The 17,629-nt window shown below is 30.8% G+C and carries 16 protein-coding genes and 1 other annotated feature; of the genes, 1 reads left to right on the top strand and 15 read right to left on the bottom strand.

What is annotated here, in order from left to right; translation table 11 throughout:
• Positions 1 to 39: 39 nt before the first annotated feature.
• Positions 40 to 2,172: a glycoside hydrolase family 3 C-terminal domain-containing protein gene (locus psyc5s11_RS07135; protein ID WP_224036921.1), complete on the bottom strand. Its 2,133-nt coding sequence runs from the start codon at positions 2,170 to 2,172 to the stop codon at positions 40 to 42.
• A gap of 131 nt (positions 2,173 to 2,303) precedes the next feature.
• Between psyc5s11_RS07135 and psyc5s11_RS07130 the strand changes: the two genes are divergently transcribed.
• Complete coding sequence (locus psyc5s11_RS07130; RefSeq protein WP_224036920.1) at positions 2,304 to 3,080, top strand: AraC family transcriptional regulator; 777 nt, start codon at positions 2,304 to 2,306, stop codon at positions 3,078 to 3,080.
• 121 nt (positions 3,081 to 3,201) lie between these two features.
• Here psyc5s11_RS07130 and psyc5s11_RS07125 read toward each other — a convergent pair whose 3' ends face one another.
• From psyc5s11_RS07125 to psyc5s11_RS07060, 14 genes are all read right to left on the bottom strand, one after another.
• Positions 3,202 to 3,768 (bottom strand): Uma2 family endonuclease, encoded by a 567-nt coding sequence (locus psyc5s11_RS07125; protein WP_224036919.1) that lies wholly within the window; start codon positions 3,766 to 3,768, stop codon positions 3,202 to 3,204.
• Positions 3,769 to 3,971: 203 nt separating this feature from the next.
• Positions 3,972 to 4,685: a purine-nucleoside phosphorylase gene (gene deoD / locus psyc5s11_RS07120; protein ID WP_224036918.1), complete on the bottom strand. Its 714-nt coding sequence runs from the start codon at positions 4,683 to 4,685 to the stop codon at positions 3,972 to 3,974.
• Between the two features lie 32 nt (positions 4,686 to 4,717).
• Positions 4,718 to 5,116: a cytidine deaminase gene (locus psyc5s11_RS07115; protein WP_224036917.1), complete on the bottom strand. Its 399-nt coding sequence runs from the start codon at positions 5,114 to 5,116 to the stop codon at positions 4,718 to 4,720.
• A 158-nt stretch (positions 5,117 to 5,274) separates the two neighbouring features.
• Positions 5,275 to 6,447, bottom strand: coding sequence for a phosphopentomutase (locus tag psyc5s11_RS07110; protein WP_224036916.1), 1,173 nt, complete (start codon positions 6,445 to 6,447; stop codon positions 5,275 to 5,277).
• Positions 6,448 to 6,480: 33 nt separating this feature from the next.
• Positions 6,481 to 7,785, bottom strand: coding sequence for a pyrimidine-nucleoside phosphorylase (locus psyc5s11_RS07105; RefSeq protein ID WP_224036915.1), 1,305 nt, complete (start codon positions 7,783 to 7,785; stop codon positions 6,481 to 6,483).
• Between the two features lie 141 nt (positions 7,786 to 7,926).
• Complete coding sequence (deoC, locus tag psyc5s11_RS07100) at positions 7,927 to 8,577, bottom strand: deoxyribose-phosphate aldolase (protein WP_224036914.1); 651 nt, start codon at positions 8,575 to 8,577, stop codon at positions 7,927 to 7,929.
• Positions 8,578 to 8,773: 196 nt separating this feature from the next.
• On the bottom strand, positions 8,774 to 9,658 hold the full coding sequence (locus tag psyc5s11_RS07095) for an ABC transporter permease (RefSeq protein WP_224036913.1): 885 nt from the start codon (positions 9,656 to 9,658) through the stop codon (positions 8,774 to 8,776).
• On the bottom strand, positions 9,648 to 10,775 hold the full coding sequence (locus tag psyc5s11_RS07090) for an ABC transporter permease (RefSeq protein WP_224035713.1): 1,128 nt from the start codon (positions 10,773 to 10,775) through the stop codon (positions 9,648 to 9,650). The genes psyc5s11_RS07095 and psyc5s11_RS07090 overlap by 11 nt, the downstream gene beginning before the upstream one ends.
• Positions 10,750 to 12,300, bottom strand: a complete 1,551-nt coding sequence (locus tag psyc5s11_RS07085; protein WP_311196416.1) for an ABC transporter ATP-binding protein — start codon at positions 12,298 to 12,300, stop codon at positions 10,750 to 10,752. Before psyc5s11_RS07085 ends, psyc5s11_RS07090 begins: the two co-directional genes overlap by 26 nt.
• Before the next feature lie 95 nt (positions 12,301 to 12,395).
• On the bottom strand, positions 12,396 to 13,442 hold the full coding sequence (locus psyc5s11_RS07080; protein WP_224036912.1) for a BMP family lipoprotein: 1,047 nt from the start codon (positions 13,440 to 13,442) through the stop codon (positions 12,396 to 12,398).
• A gap of 175 nt (positions 13,443 to 13,617) precedes the next feature.
• Positions 13,618 to 14,634 (bottom strand): LacI family DNA-binding transcriptional regulator, encoded by a 1,017-nt coding sequence (locus psyc5s11_RS07075; RefSeq protein WP_224036911.1) that lies wholly within the window; start codon positions 14,632 to 14,634, stop codon positions 13,618 to 13,620.
• Between the two features lie 486 nt (positions 14,635 to 15,120).
• Positions 15,121 to 16,287 carry an aminotransferase class I/II-fold pyridoxal phosphate-dependent enzyme gene (locus psyc5s11_RS07070; RefSeq protein ID WP_224036910.1) on the bottom strand — a complete coding sequence of 389 codons (1,167 nt, stop codon included), beginning with the start codon at positions 16,285 to 16,287 and terminating at the stop codon, positions 15,121 to 15,123.
• A complete protein-coding gene (locus tag psyc5s11_RS07065) occupies positions 16,284 to 16,763 on the bottom strand; it encodes an Lrp/AsnC family transcriptional regulator (RefSeq protein ID WP_224036909.1) in 480 nt (159 codons plus the stop codon). Before psyc5s11_RS07065 ends, psyc5s11_RS07070 begins: the two co-directional genes overlap by 4 nt.
• A 48-nt stretch (positions 16,764 to 16,811) precedes the next feature.
• Positions 16,812 to 17,116 (bottom strand) — a binding site (T-box leader).
• A 316-nt stretch (positions 17,117 to 17,432) separates the two neighbouring features.
• Positions 17,433 to 17,585 (bottom strand): zinc-ribbon domain-containing protein, encoded by a 153-nt coding sequence (locus psyc5s11_RS07060; protein WP_224036908.1) that lies wholly within the window; start codon positions 17,583 to 17,585, stop codon positions 17,433 to 17,435.
• Positions 17,586 to 17,629 lie beyond the last annotated feature (44 nt).

The following is a 17,629-nucleotide window of genomic DNA, read 5'->3' as shown; positions in this document are numbered from 1 at the left end:
CTCCTTTATTGTTTTAATATTTGTTTGTACGTTAAATATTTATACTAATTCAACATCTGCTTCTAATGGAGTTATACCAGTAAGTTGTACACTTCTGCTGTCTGGTTGTGAAATACCAACGAACAATTTAAACTTCTTGCTGTCAAGTATTCTTTCACCTTCATTAGTTACAACTTGAAATGATTTCTTATCTATTGTCATTTTTATAATTTTACTTTCACCCTTCTTTAAAGCAACTCTCTTAAATGCTGATAAATTGTAATTATCTACTGCATATTTTGATTCAAGATCTTTTATATAGCATTGTAATACTTCTTCTATATCAAAATTTCCAATATTAGAAATCTTGATACTCACTTCTACATTTTCAAAATCTTTACTAATATCTGATACAGATAAATCTGATATTTCTATATTAGAGTAAGTTAAACCATATCCAAATGGATATAAGCTTTCTCCTTTCATATATCGATAAGTTCTTCCCTTCATGGAATAATCAATGAATTCTGGTAATTCTTCAGTTGTTTTATAGAAAGTTACTGGTAACTTTCCACTTGGTGAGAATTTACCAAACATTAAGTCAGCCACAGCTCTACCTCCATGACTACCTGGATACCAAGCATTTAATATTGCAGCACAATTTTCTTCTTGTCCACTTAATGTTAATGCACTTCCAGCACCAAGGATAACTATAACAGGTTTACCTGTTGCAAGTACTTTTTCAAGCAGTTCTTGTTGTTTACCTGGTAAATTTAAGTTTAATTTATCTCCAGCTCCATCACTATTTCCCGCATCACCTTGTTCTCCTTCAATAGTAGAATCTAGGCCTAAGCATAAAACAACGACATCGCCTCTCTCTGCAACTGAAACAGCTTCTGCTAATCTATCATCTGCTTCTGCTAAATCTGATACTCTGTCCTTATATAAGTGACATCCTTCTGAATAATATACTCTTATATCTTCTCCATCCACTGCTTCATGAATTCCCTCTAATATTGTAATAGATTTAGAAGCTGAACCAAAATAATTTCCTTTTAGCATTATTTGACTATCTGCATTTGGTCCAATTATTGCAATAGATTTTAACTTCGATTTATCTAGTGGAAGTAGCCCATTATTTTTGAGTAGAACCATAGACTTTCTTGATGCTTTTAATGATGCTTCATGATGTTCCTTGCAATCATTTAATTCATACGGTATTTGGTTATATTCACATTCTTCATCAAACATGCCTAGTCTAATTCTTGTTGCCATTAATCTTTCTGTTGCTGTAGTTATATTTTCTTCTGTTACTAACCCTTCTTTATAAGCTAATAGCATTTGAAGGTATACATTTCCACAATTTAGATCACATCCGTTTTTTATTGCAAGTGCTGCTGATTCAGTTGCTGTACTTGTAACATTGTGGTATAAATGAAAATCTGCAATTGCCCAACAATCAGATACTACATGCCCTTGGAATTTCCATTTTCCTCTTAAAATATCTTTTAATAAAGCTTCACTTCCACAACAAGGCTCTCCATTTGTACGATTATAAGCTCCCATTACAGCTTCTACATCTGCTTCTTTTACGCAAGCCTCGAAAGCTGGTAAATAAGTCTCATATAAATCTTTTTTGCTTACAACAGCATCAAATTCATGTCTTAAGCCTTCTGGACCACTGTGTACTGCAAAATGCTTGGCACAAGCTGCTATTTTTAAATATTTCCCCTCTCCTTGTAATCCTTTAACAAAAGCAACTCCGAGTTTAGAAGTTAAATATGGATCTTCTCCATAAGTTTCATGTCCTCGACCCCATCTTGGATCACGAAAAATATTAACATTAGGAGACCAATATGTTAATCCTTTATAAATATCTCTGTCATCTTTCTTAGAATTTTCATTATATTTTGCACGACCTTCAGTTGCAATAATTTCTGCAATTTCACCTAAAAATTCATCATCAAACATAGCTGCTAGTCCAATAGCTTGTGGAAATACAGTAGCTGTACCTGCTCTTGCTACACCATGAAGTCCTTCATTCCACCAATTGTATCTTGGTATATTCAAATGTTTAATAGCTGGTGCTTTATAAGTTAATTGTTCTGCTTTTTCTTGCAGCGTCATCTTTGAAACTAGTTCTTTTGCCTTTTCTAATGCATATTCATGAGTAATCTTTTCATTGTTCTTCATAACATACCTCACTTTTATTATATTTAATTTCTATACTTTATTGTTTCTTTAATAATAGCCAATTTCGGGTTGACTTAACAAGAAATTACTTATATAATTATAGACAAAATTTATCCTTTTGGAGGTATTTTATGTTAAAATATGAGGCTTATCATTTTGGTGAAAATAATATTTTTTCTCACTATCATCCTAATAGTCTTAATTATCCCAAACACTTGCATCGTAGCTTCGAGTTTATATATGTTTCAGATGGTAATATTGAGATGTCTATTAATAACAGAACCTTCGATGTTCAAAAAAATAATTGTATACTAATACTTCCTTACGAAGTTCATTCTATTATAACTAAGGATCATTCAGATGCTAATATCTGTGTATTTCCACCTGAATACGTAAATACATTTCATAACATGATTGATGGTAAAATTTTGGCAAATCCTGTATTTAATTTACCTACCATTGTTGAAGTTCTAGTTCTGGACAAAATTTTCAAAGATAATTTAAATATCCTTGAAATGAAAGCCTGTTTATATCTTTTATGTTCTGAAATTATGAAAAATACAAGACTTATTGATAGTATAAAAGCTGATTATGAATTACTACATAAAATTCTTAATTATAGTCAAGAAAATTTTACAAAAGATATTTCACTTAGAAGCATTTCCACTAAATTTGGTTACAGTTATACTTATCTTTCTAAATATTTAAACAACATTTTAGGTGTATCCTTTGTTGATTTTATTAATGAAAATAGGATTAACTATGCTTTATATTTATTGAAAAATACGCAAACTACAATCACTGATATCGCTTATACTTGCGGTTACTCAAGTATACGTTCTTTTAATAGAAATTTTCTTAAGATTACTGAGAAGACACCTAAGTCTTATAGAAATTCTTTGTTTTAGATATAATTCAGCTTATAAAACCGATGAAAAAGATTTATTTAAAATAGAATGAACTCAATATTATTAATATAGACAAAAGAAAAAGCCCAAGCTAAAAAGCTTGAACCTTACTTAATCTTATTTAAAATTCTTCATCATCAACCAATTCTACATCATTAATATTTATTACTAAACTTTCAAATCTGTTTGACTTAATATCTTCTTTGACAAAATTATACTCGCCCGCCAGTTTAAAAGTTTCATTTTCTAAAGAATAAACAAAAACTCTTTTAGACATTGGAGAAACAATCCAGTATTCTGAAACTCCATATTTTCTATAAATCTCTTTTTTCTTTTCTGTATCATCATCTGCATTGTTAGGACTTAGTATTTCTACTACCAACTGTGGTATACCTAAGAAACCTCTCCTAAACACCTGCTCTTTATCGCAATAAACTGCTATGTCAGGTACTAATTCTGCTTTTTTTGCTGAAATTAGTTCTTTTAGCTTTAAAAGATCTTTTTTAATTTCAATTGGATTATCTTTAGTTAAGAATAAAGATTCCTCTATAGCAACCTTACATGATTTATCGAAATATTCTTTGAATTTAAAACCAATTGAATATTGGATTTCCATATGATTATGTTCTGGTCTTGGAGACATCAGAACTTCTTTATCAATCCACTCCTCTTTTATTGAGCTATCCATATATTAGCACCTCCATAAACTTAATTTATTTCTTTGTGTTTATCATTATTCTAATTATACATTTTAATTAGAATATTTTCAATATTACGTGTTCCATTATCTCAAACTATAAAAAAGAGACAAGAAATTTAATTCTTAACTCTCTTTTATTAAATTTATTCATTTTTTATTTCAGATAGATTCTAGTTGTTACTATAGATTAATTACACATTTAATCCAGCTATAGTCTCTAATGCAACTTCCATCATATTTGTAAATGTTGTTTGTCTTTCTTCTGCACTTGTAACTTCTCCAGTTACAAAATGATCACTTACTGTAAGCAATGCTAATGCATTAGCTCCATATTTAGCTGCAATTGTATATAACGCAGCCGCCTCCATTTCTACTCCTAAACATCCGAATTTAGCCCATTTTTTCCAATCTTCATTGTCATCACCATAAAATACATCTGAACTATATATGCTTCCTACTTTAGGATCAAAACCTTTTTGAACTGCTATGTCATATGCAGGTTTTAATAATTCGAAGCTTGCTGTTGGTGCAAATGTTCTACCTTGAAATCTTACTAAGTTAAGATTTGAATCTGTTGAAGCTGACATTGCTATTATAAGATCTCTAACTTTAACTTTTTCACTATATCCACCACAAGTTCCGACTCTTATAAGATTTTTAACTCCATAGCTTTGAATTAATTCATTAGTATATATTGATATTGATGGTATACCCATTCCTGTTCCTTGAACTGAAATTTTCTTTCCTTTATAAGTTCCTGTAAATCCATACATCCCTCTAACTTCATTGTAGCAAACCGCATCTTCTAAAAACGTTTCTGCAATAAACTTAGCTCTTAAAGGATCTCCTGGTAATAATACGCTTTCTGCTATAGCACCTTCTGGTGCATTAATATGAATACTCATTTTGTTACCTCCGTATTTTTAATTCTAAATATCTATTTTCCAAGATCAGATTTTGTAAAAGCTCCCGGTAAAATATCATTCATATCTTTTACTATATAATCATCTTCACTTTTAGCTATTATAATTTTCACATTTTGGTCACCAAATTCTGCAATTACTTGACGACAAATCCCACAAGGATATGTGTATTCTTCGAGACTTCCAACTACAGCTACAGCTTTTATTTCTGTTTCGCCTTCTGATATACCTTTAAATATTCCAGTTCTCTCAGCACAATTTGTAGCGCCAAAGGATGCATTTTCTATATTACATCCACCATATATTTTTCCACTTTCAAAAAGCACTGCTGCACCTACTTTAAAATCTGAATAAGGTGAATATGCTCTATTCCTATAGTCTAAAGCTACTTTTATAAGTTTTTTATAATCCATAAACTTCTCCTCCTCCTTATACTATATCAGCTTATTAAATAATCAACTTTTAATGTACCATGCTTTAACCCTCATTCTATAATGCATATAACAAGTTATAGTAAACATGCGCCTTTAAATTAATTTTTTTAAGTTCTTGATTGTGCTTCGCGCTTTTTTTATATGTGTATCTCTTTTAAGAAGCTTTCTCCATTTTGTATCTTTTCTACATTTAATATATCAGCTAAAGTTTGCCCCATATCTGCAAATGAATTTCTAGTTCCTAAATCAACATTTTCTTTTAAACTTTTTCCATATGCTAAAAATGGAACATGTTCTCTGCTATGATCTGTTCCTGGCATTGTAGGATCACACCCATGATCTGCTGTTATAAATAAAACATCATTATCTTTCATTGCATCTACAATTTCTTTAAGTCTTACGTCAAATTCTTCTAATCCCTTTGCATAAGCTTTAAAGTCATTACGATGTCCCCACTTCATGTCAAAGTCAACAAGGTTAGTGAATATTAATCCTTTATTATCTTGTTTGATGTACTCTAAAGTCTTGTCTACACCATCCATATTATCTTTAGTATGAACTGCTTCTGTGATTCCTTGGCCACAGAAAATATCTTCTATCTTTCCAACTCCAATTACATCTAGTCCTTTATTCTTTATTTTATTTAAAACAGTATCATATGGTGGTATTAATGAGAAATCTCTTCTATTAGGAGTCCTAGTGAACTTTCCTGGGGTTCCAACAAAGGGCCTTGCTATTACTCTTGCAACAGCATTCTCTCCATCTAGCATTTCTCTTGCTATTTTGCACATTCTATATAGTTCATCTAATGGAACTACTTCTTCATGAGCTGCTATTTGAAATACACTATCTGCTGAAGTATAAACAATAACACTGCCATCTTTCATTTGTTCTTCCGCAATCTCATCTAAAATAGCTGTACCTGATGCTGGTTTATTTCCTATTACTCTTCTTCCAGTTAATTTTTCAAATTTTTCTATAACTTCACTTGGAAAACCATTTGGATAGGTTGGGAATGCTACTTTTGAAACAACTCCACCCATTTCCCAATGACCAGTTGTTGTATCCTTACCATTAGATGCTTCTTCAAATCTAGCATAACATCCTATTGGTGCTTCACATTTATCAACGCCCTTGATGTTTTCAATATTCCCAAGTCCAAGTCTTACCATGTTAGGTATACTTAATCCACCTACTGCTTTAGAGATATTTCCTATTGTATTTGCACCAACATCTCCAAATTTCTCTGCATCTGGCATTTCTCCCATACCAACACTATCTAAAACTATCCATATAACTCTATCTATCATTTAAAAAACCTCCCTGTAATTGAAAATTGATAACTATCTTATAACTCCATAAATTAATGGAACCGCTTCCTTATTTTCGCTTGTTATATGATAACTATCAATTATGTCTTTGGTTGCCTTTTCTATTTTGTTTTCATTATTTGAATGTATAAAAGCTAATGTATCACCTTTTAATACTTTTTCGCCTCTTTTTTTGTTCAATACTATTCCAACTGCTAAATCTATATCATCTTCCTTTGTAGCTCTACCTGCTCCAAGTTCCATAGCTATAAGACCTATATGCTGTGAATCTATTTTTGAAACATATCCATCTATTTCACTTTTAACTTCTACAACATACTTTGCTTTTGGTAAAAGTTCAGTATTATCAACTTGGTTTGAATTACCTCCTTGAGATACAATAAATTCTTTTAGTTTTTTTAATGCTGATTTATCTTCTATAACCTTAATTAACATTTCTCTAGCTTCTTCTACAGTTTCAGCTTTCCTTGCAAGAACTACCATGTTACTTCCAAGAGTTAAACATAATTCTAATAAATCTTTTGGTCCAACACCATTTAATGTATCAATTGCTTCTTTAACTTCTAATGCATTTCCAACTGCAAATCCTAAAGGTTGATCCATATCAGATATTACTGCTACTGTATTTCTATCAACACTTTTTCCAATGCTAACCATAGCCTCTGCAAGTTCTTTAGCATCTTCAAAAGATTTCATAAATGCTCCATCACCAACTTTTACGTCTAGTACAATAGCATCTGCTCCTGCGGCTATTTTTTTACTCATTATACTTGATGAAATAAGTGATATATTTTCAACTGTAGCCGTAACATCTCTTAAAGCATATAATTTCTTATCCGCAGGGGCTAGATCTGCAGTTTGTGCCATTATAGCTATCTTATTATTATTTACATTATTTATAAATTGTTCCTCACTTATTTCAACTGAAAATCCCGTAAAAGATTCCAATTTATCTATTGTTCCACCAGTGTGTCCAAGTCCTCTACCTGACATTTTTGCAACAGGAATACCAAGTGCTGCAACCATTGGTGTAAGTACAAGAGTTGTTGTATCTCCAACTCCACCTGTACTATGCTTATCAACTTTTATTCCTTCTATATTTGATAAATCAAGAACATCACCAGAACTCACCATTGCCATAGTAAGATCTGATGTTTCTCTCATATTCATTTTTTGAAAACAAATTGCCATTAGTAATGCTGATACTTGATAGTCTGGAATACTACCATCTGTATAATTTTGAATAAAGAAACTTATTTCTTCTGTAGTAAGTTCCATTCCTGCTCTTTTTTTACCTATTATATCAATCATTTTCATAAAATCACCCCTTCAATTCAGTTAACAATTAACAGTTAACAATTATTGATGAAATCACTTCGTAATTTCTTAAATATAATATTCGAAAAGCCCTTGGCTTTTCTTCCTTAATTGTTAATTGTACATTGTCAATTTTAAAAATTATTTACTTTCACTAACAATAGCAATACCCGCACTTGCACCTATTCTGCTCGCTCCTGCATTTATCATATCCATAGCAGTATTGTAATCTCTAACACCACCTGATGCTTTTACTCCTAAACCTTCTCCTACAGTTTTTCTCATAAGTGCTATATCTTCTTTTGTAGCTCCACCTGTTGAAAAACCTGTTGATGTTTTAACAAAATCAGCTTTGGCTTCTTTAGCTATTTCACATGCTTTAACTTTTTCTTCATCTGTTAACAGACATGTTTCAATAATAACCTTAACTATCGCTTTATCTTTAGCTGCATTCACTACTGCTTCTATATCTTGCTTAAGAAGGTCATAATTCTTATCTTTTAACGCGCCTACATTTATAACCATATCTATTTCATCAGCACCATTTTTAATGGCATCACTTGTCTCAAATGCCTTTGCTTCTTTAGTCATAGCACCTAATGGAAATCCAACTACTACGCAAGTTTTTACATCACTTCCGGCAAGTTCAGTGCTAACTAATTTTGCATAGCATCCATTTACACAAACAGATGCAAAATTATATTCCTTTGCTTCTCTGCAAAGTTTTTTTACATCCTCAACTGTTGCTTCTGGTTTTAATATTGTGTGGTCTATATATTTAGCTATATCCATTTTACACGCTCCTTAATTTTTTTGTTTAATTAATTACATTACAATATAAAAAAAGTTAGAATGAAATCCTCAAAAGAATTACCCAAATATACATATTCCAAGAAAGTCCAAAAGAAAAGTGAGAATCCAAATTTTATATTTGGTATCACGAACTTTCTCTTTGAGCTTTCATCCTAAACTCTTAATTCTTAACTGACTAACGTGTTCCTTTTTCGTAAGGTACTCCGTCAGCCTTTGGTGCAACTGATTTTCCAACAAAAAGAATTAAAACTACAATTGTTAGAATATAAGGTAACATTGCAAGTATTTGTGAAGGAATAACAAAGTTTCCGCCACCTAATACAACAGTCAATGCTTGTGCAAATCCAAATAATATACAAGCTCCATATGCACCATGTGGAGTCCATTTTCCAAAAATAACTGCAGCTAAAGCAATAAATCCTTGCCCACTAATTGCTGTTGGAGTGAATTGTGCAATTATGGCTAGTGTCATAGATGCTCCTCCAAATCCTGCTAGTATTCCAGAGATTATTACACATATGTAACGAATTCTAGTTACACTAATTCCAAGGGTATCTGCTGCTGCTGGATGTTCTCCTACTGCACGAATACGAAGTCCCCATTTAGTTTTATATAAAATAAACCATATAACTACTGTTATTATAACTGCTAAAACAACTGTAATATCTACACTAAATATTTTAGGTAATTTAGTAGTAACCGGTTTAGTCATTGTAGCACCTTCAAATAATAATCTGCATAAGAATAAAGAAAAACCAGATCCTAAGAGGTTTATAGCAATACCTGAAATTGTTTGATCTGCATTAAATGTTACAGAAGCAACTGCATGTAATAAAGCAATTATTCCACCTGAAATTCCTGCTGCCAAGAAACCAAACCATGCATTACCAGTATAATATGCTACTGCTGCACCAGTAAAAGCACCTATAGTCATCATTCCTTCAATTCCAATATTTACAACTCCAGCACGTTCAGATACAACGCCACCTAATGCTCCAAAAATTAATGGTGCTGAATACATGAGCGTAATACTTAATAATAATAATATGCTATTTAACATTTTTTTCACCTCTCTTTAAAAGTTTATCCGCTAAAGCAGGTACAACTTTAGTCAATGCAACAAAGAATACAATAGTACCTATCATAATATTAATTATTTCCGATGGTGCACCTATTGCAGATTGTATAGATTGTCCTCCATATAATAATCCACCATATAATAGACCTCCAAATATACATCCAATTGGAGAACTGCCTGCAATTAATGCAACTGATAATCCATTGAATCCATTATTTTCAAACGCTGCCATAGTAGATAATTTATGCGGTGATGTTCCTGTAATAGCGAGTGCACCTGCAAGTCCTGATAATGCACCTGCAATTATCATTGATTGTATTATATTACGATTAACATTTATCCCTGCAAATTCTGCTGCATCTTTGTTTAATCCAACTGCACGTAATTCATATCCCTTAGCTGATTTATACAGTAGAATTGATACTAACACAGCCATTATAATAGCAACGATAATTCCAACATTTACATCTGTTTTTAGTAAGACTTCTGAAAGCCATTTGTGCTGTGAAAGAAATTGAATTCCAGCATCAGAAGTTTTCCAATTGCCTAGTATAGTAGTAAAACCTGATCCATTAATAGGGTAAGTACTTGTTGAATCTGGTTGATGAAATACATTTGTTGATACAATAAAATTAGATAAATATAATGCAATCCAATTTAACATTATGCTTGTTATGACTTCATGTATTCCAAATTTAGCCTTAAGTAATCCTACAATACCCCCAAATATAGCTCCAGCTATTACACCAGCCATAATTACTATAGGAATTTGTATTATTGCAGGTAAATCTAATTTAATTCCAACCATTGTTGCAGCAATTGTTCCTATTATATATTGACCTTCTGCTCCAATATTAAATAACCCTGTTTTAAATGCAAATGCAACACTAAGACCAGTTAAAATTATAGGTGTTGCTTTGATAATTGTATTTGACATATATTTAGGTTTTGAAAAAATCCCATTAAAAAGTGCACTAAAAGCATCTATTGAATTATATCCTGCTAAACTAAGTACTATTGCAGAAACAACAAATCCCAAAAATATTGCAATAAATGTTGCAGTAACTGGCTTTTTAAGAATCTTTACTACTGTTTTCATTACCTTTACCTCCTGCCATTAATAAACCTATCGTATTTTCATCAACATCTCCTTGCTTAAATGTATCTACAATAGTACCAGCATAAATTACAGCTATAGTATCCGAAACATTCATAACTTCGTCAAGTTCAAAAGAAACTAAAAGAACTGCTTTTCCTTTATCCCTTTCTCTAATTAATGTTTTATGAACATACTCAATTGCTCCTACATCTAATCCACGGGTTGGTTGAACTGCAATTAATAAATCTGGATCACTAGCTACTTCTCTTGCAATTATAACTTTTTGTTGATTTCCTCCGGATAATCCTCTGACAGGCGCTAATTCACAGTTATCAGGTCTTATGTCATACTGTTTTATCATATCCTTAGTATGAGAGATAATTTCTTCATTATTTAAAAAACCATTTTTACAATACGGTTTGCTTTTATATTTTTCTATTACAACATTTTCAGCAACACTAAAATCTAATACAAGTCCTCTTTTTTGTCTATCTTCATGTATTGTTGAGATTTTATGTTTAATTACATTTTCAGTAGTAGTATTTTGTATTTCTGTTCCATTTATTTTAATGGTACCGCTCTCACATCTTGTTAGACATGTAATTGCTTCAATTAATTCCTTTTGTCCATTTCCATCAATTCCTGCAATACCAACAATTTCTCCTTTACGAACCTTAAGTGATAAATTCTTAACTGCATCTAATTTTCTTTCATCCTTTACACTTAAATTATCTATTTCAAACACAACTTCCTCTGGTTTGGCAGGTTCCTTATCAACAACCAATTTAACTGCATGACCTACCATCATAGTAGCAAGTTCTGAACCTGTTACCTCTTTAACATTAACTGTATCTATATATTTTCCTCTACGAATTATTGTACAAACATCAGAGGATTCCTTTATTTCCTTTAATTTGTGTGTAATTATAATTATTGTTTTCCCATCTGCAACAAGATTATTCATAATCTTTATTAAATCTTGGATCTCTTGTGGAGTAAGCACTGCTGTTGGTTCATCTAATATTAATAAATCAGCTCCACGGTATAATGCTTTTAATATTTCAATACGTTGTTGCATCCCTACTGAAATATCTTCAACTTTTGCATCTGGATCTACTTCTAATCCATATTTTTCTACAATATTTATTATTTCTGCGCGAGCTTTTTTCATATCCAATATTCCAAATTTACTTGTAACTTCACCACCTAATATAATATTTTGTGTTACCGTAAAATTTTCAACTAGCATAAAGTGTTGGTGAACCATTCCTATTCCATTTTCAATAGCTATATTAGGGTTCTTTATATTTATCTTTTCACCATTAAGATATGTCTCTCCTCCGTCAGCTTGATATAATCCATAAAGTACATTCATTAGTGTACTTTTACCTGCTCCATTTTCTCCGAGTAGTGCATGAATTGTACCCTTTTTAATATCAATACTGATATCATCTAAGGCACAGAACGAACCAAACATTTTTGTAATTCCACGCATTTGCACTGCATATTGTTCGCTAATTTCCATACCAAGTCTCTCCTTAATTTATATGCTTTGCCAACATAGAATCTCTAATTAGCAAAGCATACTTATTTGAATATTATTACTATTTCAAAATTTTATTATTTACCAAAAGCTTTAAAAGTTTCTTCATTAAAAGGAGGCACTATTGAACCATCTTTAATTTTATCTTGAATAGCAATAGTTGCTTTATATACTGCTGGATCCATATTTTTGTTTTCTGTTGGAATTCCTACAGCATTTTCCTTTAAACCATAAGTATATGTTTTTCCACCAATTTTATTTCCACTCATAGCCTCTTTTGAAATATTTTCAACTGCAACACTTGATAATTTTAATGCTGATGTTAAAACATTAGCAGGAGCTAAGTATGCTTGATCACGGTCAACACCTATTGCAAACTTATTTGCTTCTTTAGCTGCTTCGATTACACCTACACCTACATTACCTGCTGCATGGAATACGATATCGCATCCTGAAGAGAACATTTTATTTGCAATTGCTTTTCCTTTTGATGCATCACCGAAGCTTTCAGCATATTGAACATCAACAGTAATGTCTTTACCTAATTCTTTTGCTGCATATTGTACACCTGCTTGATATCCATATTGGAATTGATCTATTATATTACCTTTTATACCACCAATAAATCCTACTTTATTTGTTTTAGTTGTCTTTGCCGCTACATAACCTACCATAAATGATGGTTCTTGAGCTCTAAACATAACTCCTGTTACATTAGCTGGAGTCTTATCTCCATATGAATTATCAACTATAGCATAGCTAACATCTGGATTTGATTTTGCTGAATTTGTTATTGCATCTGACATTGCAAAACCAATACCCCAAACTAATTTATTACCACCATCAACAACTTTATCTAAATTAGTAGCATAATCTGATTCTTGCTTAGATTCTAAATAACTTGACTTAGCCCCTTTATTATTTTTCTCGAAGCTTTGTAGACCTTCCCATGAAGATTGATTAAATGATTGGTCATTTACTCCACCTGTATCAGTTACCATTGCTACCTTATATTCCTTTTCACTGCTAGTTCCTTTATCCTCTGTTTTAGTACTACTTGATCCACAACCAACCATAGTTCCCATCATCATTGTTGTCATTAATAATGCGATAATTTTTTTCATAATACTTCCTCCTAAATATAATAATTTTTAATGTTCCTAATATTTAAAATCATGAATTATGTTTTCATGATTTAAATTTAGCAAAGTAGTTAATCTTCCTATTACTATTTTTTATTTATAATATTTTAATATTATAAACTTTATTTAAAGTTCATATACCCCTTTGTATATTTCCTTATAACCTTTTCTCAGAGCCTTTAGCTATTATTTGTGGTGCAATAATCAGTCTTCTTACACCAGTCTCATCAGTATTTCTTATAATATCACAAAGCATATCCATTGATGCACGTCCTAGTTCAATTGGACAATCCTCCATATATGTGATGTTTAGTCCTACCATATCTAGAAAATCAATTTTATCAAAACCTATTATGGCTAAATCTTTAGGTATATCTTTATTTTCCTCTTTTAATGCTTTTATTACTCCCATAGTCATCATATTACTACAAATGACTAAGGCTGTAGGAGGATCTTTTTCTTCAAATAATTTTTTAGTCAGTTCATATGCTTTATCTAATTTGAAATCTCCATAGTAAATGTATTTATTATTAAACGCAATATTATTCTCTTCTAATGCTTTTTTATATCCTTCTAATCTATCTGCTATTGGTTCTGAACTTAATAGACCTGCCATAATTCCTATTCTAGTATGGCCTTCTTTAATTAATAAGTTTGTTGCATCAAATCCACCTTTTATATTATCTACAAAAACTCCGTTTAATTTGGTAAACTTAACATCTGCTGAAACTAAAATTATTGGAATATTTATATTGTTTATTGTTTTTATATAAGTTTCATTAAACTTTTCTTCACCAAAACCTGGAGTCATTATAATCCCTTTAATTCTTTGTTCCCTTAGTAAATTAAGAGCACGTATTTCTTTTTCTAAATAATTATCTGTATTAAACAAAATTATATTCAAATTATTTTTTTCAGCAATATCACTTATCCCTTTTATAATTTCTCCAAAATAAGCATTGGTTATGTCTGGAACAATAACACCTATTGTATTAGTTTCACTTTTTGATAAACTTCTAGCAATTGCACTTGGCGCATAATTTCTCTCTTTTATTACATCTAATATTCTTTGTTTGGTTTCTTCTTTTACGTATCCTGAATTATTAAGAACTCTTGATACTGTTGCTGATGATACCTTTGCTTCTTTTGCAATATCACTTATCGTTACTGACATTAAAATTCACCCCATTGCAAATTTTTTTTGAAAATTCAACCGCATGTGGTATCGCTTCCATATATACAATAATAATATATTAATAATATGATGTCAATATTTCCTAATATATTTTCTTTTACGTTGTAATCAATTTTATTTTTTCCTATTGTGTTTGATATATATGCATTTCATACCAATTCTATAATATATATGTATTAATACGATACTATATTTAGGAACACTTTTATAAATATTTTTTTCATGTTTCAGATGTTCTTGGTTGTGCTTAATAAGTTCCTAATTGTGCTTCGTGCTTTTTTTTAGCAATGCGACTTTTTTCACTTTTAATTTGAAATAAAAATAGAGCAATTCAAAAGTTCAGTTTTAACTTTTGGTTGCTCTACTTCAGATATTATTATTTTTGTACTATAGCTGGTTTCTGAAGATTGTAACCATTGAAGGTACACGTCCTCTTTATGTGCATAAATTCTTCTAATATTAACTTTATTTTAAGTTATTAACAAATCTTTCTATTCTTTTCAACGCTTCAATAATATCATCCATAGAAGAAGCATAACAAACTCTTATAAAACCTTCTCCACAATCACCAAAGGCATTACCTGGAACAACTAAAACTTTTTCACTTATAAGTAATTGTTCACAGAACTCATCTGAAGTTATTCCTGTAGATTTAATACTTGGGAATATATAAAATGCTCCAAGTGGTTCAAAACAATCTAATCCGATTTTTTTAAATCCATCTAATAAAACTCGTCTTCTTCTATTATATTCTCTACACATCTCTTGTACACTATCATCTCCTTTTTTCAAGGCTTCAATAGCTGCATATTGAGCTGTTGTTGGTGCACTCATAATTGCATATTGATGAATTTTCTTCATTTGGCTTATTAATGTAGGATGGCCACATAAGTATCCAAGTCTCCATCCTGTCATTGCATAAGATTTAGAGAATCCATTTATAACTAAAGTTTTATCTCTCATCTCTGGAAAAGATGCTATTGAAACATGCTTTTCTCCATAACAAAGTTCTGAATATATTTCATCAGAAATTACAATTATATTTTTATCTTTTAAAACTTCTACTATTCCAACAAGTTCATCTCTTGTCATTATTGCGCCTGTTGGATTATTAGGAAAAGGTATTATAACTACCTTTGTATTTTTCGTAATGGCTGCTTCTAACGCTTCTGGTGTAAGCTTAAATTCATCTTTTGCTTTAAGATCTAACACTTTAGCAGTAGCTCCAGTAAAAGCTGTACATCCTTTATACGCAACAAAACTTGGTTCTGGAACTATAACTTCATCTCCAGGTCCAACTAAGGCTCTAAGTACTATATCAATTCCTTCACTTCCTCCAACAGTAACCAATATTTCATCCTCTGGATTATAATTAAGATCAAATCTCCTATGAAGATACTTTGCTATTTCAGTACGTAATTCAATCATTCCTGCATTTGAAGAATAATGTGTATGTCCCTGTTCTAATGAATAAATCCCAGCTTCTCTTACATTCCAAGGAGTAACAAAATCTGGTTCTCCAACTCCAAGAGAAATTACATCATCCATTTCATTTATTATATCAAAATACTTTCGTATCCCTGATGGGGGCATATCTTTAACATACTCTTTAATCATACTCTCTAGTATCATATAAATATTGCCTCCCTATCATCTAATTTCTTTTCTTTAAATATTGTGCCATGGTCTTTATATTTTTTTAATACAAAATGAGTACCAGTACTTAATACATATTCTTGCACTGCAAGTTTTTCAGATACAAAAAGTGCTACTTGCTTCATAGTCTTTCCTTCAACAATAACTGTTAAATCAAATCCTCCAGACATTAAATAACACGCCTTTACTTGAGAAAACTTATATATTCTCTCTGCAACCTTATCAAAGCCCTCACCTCTTTGAGGTGTTATCTTAACTTCAATTAACGCTGTAACTGTTTCACTTCCTGTATTTTCCCAGTTTATAAGAGTTGTATAACCAGCTATGATGCTCTTTTCTTCATAATCTCTAATTGCATCTCTAACTTCTTCAGTTGTCTTACCTACCATAACAGCAATTTGTTCATCAGTATACCTACTATTTTTTTCTAAAATCTCAAGTATTTCCTCCATTTACAATGACCTCCTTATTTTTAAGTATAAAAAAAGCTCCCATCCCAAACAAGGGACGAAGGAACTACTTCGCGGTACCACCCTAATAAACAATATAATTATTGTTCACTCAGTTAGAGTACAATATAATACTCCACCCCTATAACATGAGGATCACGTTATAACCTAATTAAAAATCATCACTTAAATAAAAATAGCTAATCATTTAGAAATTTATATTTAAGACTTATAATTTATATTTTTCAGTTATAAAATTCAAAGGCTGCTTCTATAAAGCTTACTTACTAGATTCCACCAAGCTCTAGCTCTCTAAAAAGTTTACTTAATATACTATTCCTCATCAAAATCTTTAACATATAATTTTTGAATCTAATTCATTTTAATGTACATTACAAATATTAAATTCTCAGAGTAAAAACATCAGATAAATAATTTCTCTTTTATCCTTTATTCAAATCTTTCTTTATATTATACTCTCAAAAATATAAAAAATCCAATAGAATTTTTATATTTTTTATTGTATATCTATGTTTCAATTAATTATGTGCAGTTTTGCACTGTATAATTAAAGATAACTTCCTTTAGGATTTTTTTAACACATATTTAATAAGAGCCATAAGATTTGTTCTCATGGCTCTTTGATAAATCAACAAAGTTTATTATTGATTATCATCTGTTGTTTTGTTGCTTTTTAGCTCTTCTACAATCAGCACATCTAGTTGGTTCATTTTCAAAACCCTTTTCTTTATAGAATTCTTGTTCTCCTTCTGTGAAAATAAATTCATCTCCACAGTCTCTGCATATTAGTTTCTTATCTTCCATTTTAATCTTCCATTGCCAAAGTTATATAATAACTTTGCAATAGT

The organism is Clostridium gelidum, assembly GCF_019977655.1.
GTDB lineage: Bacteria > Bacillota > Clostridia > Clostridiales > Clostridiaceae > Clostridium > Clostridium gelidum.
Note: the sequence above shows the minus strand (reverse complement) of the source record. Positions and strands in the feature narration are given on the sequence as shown.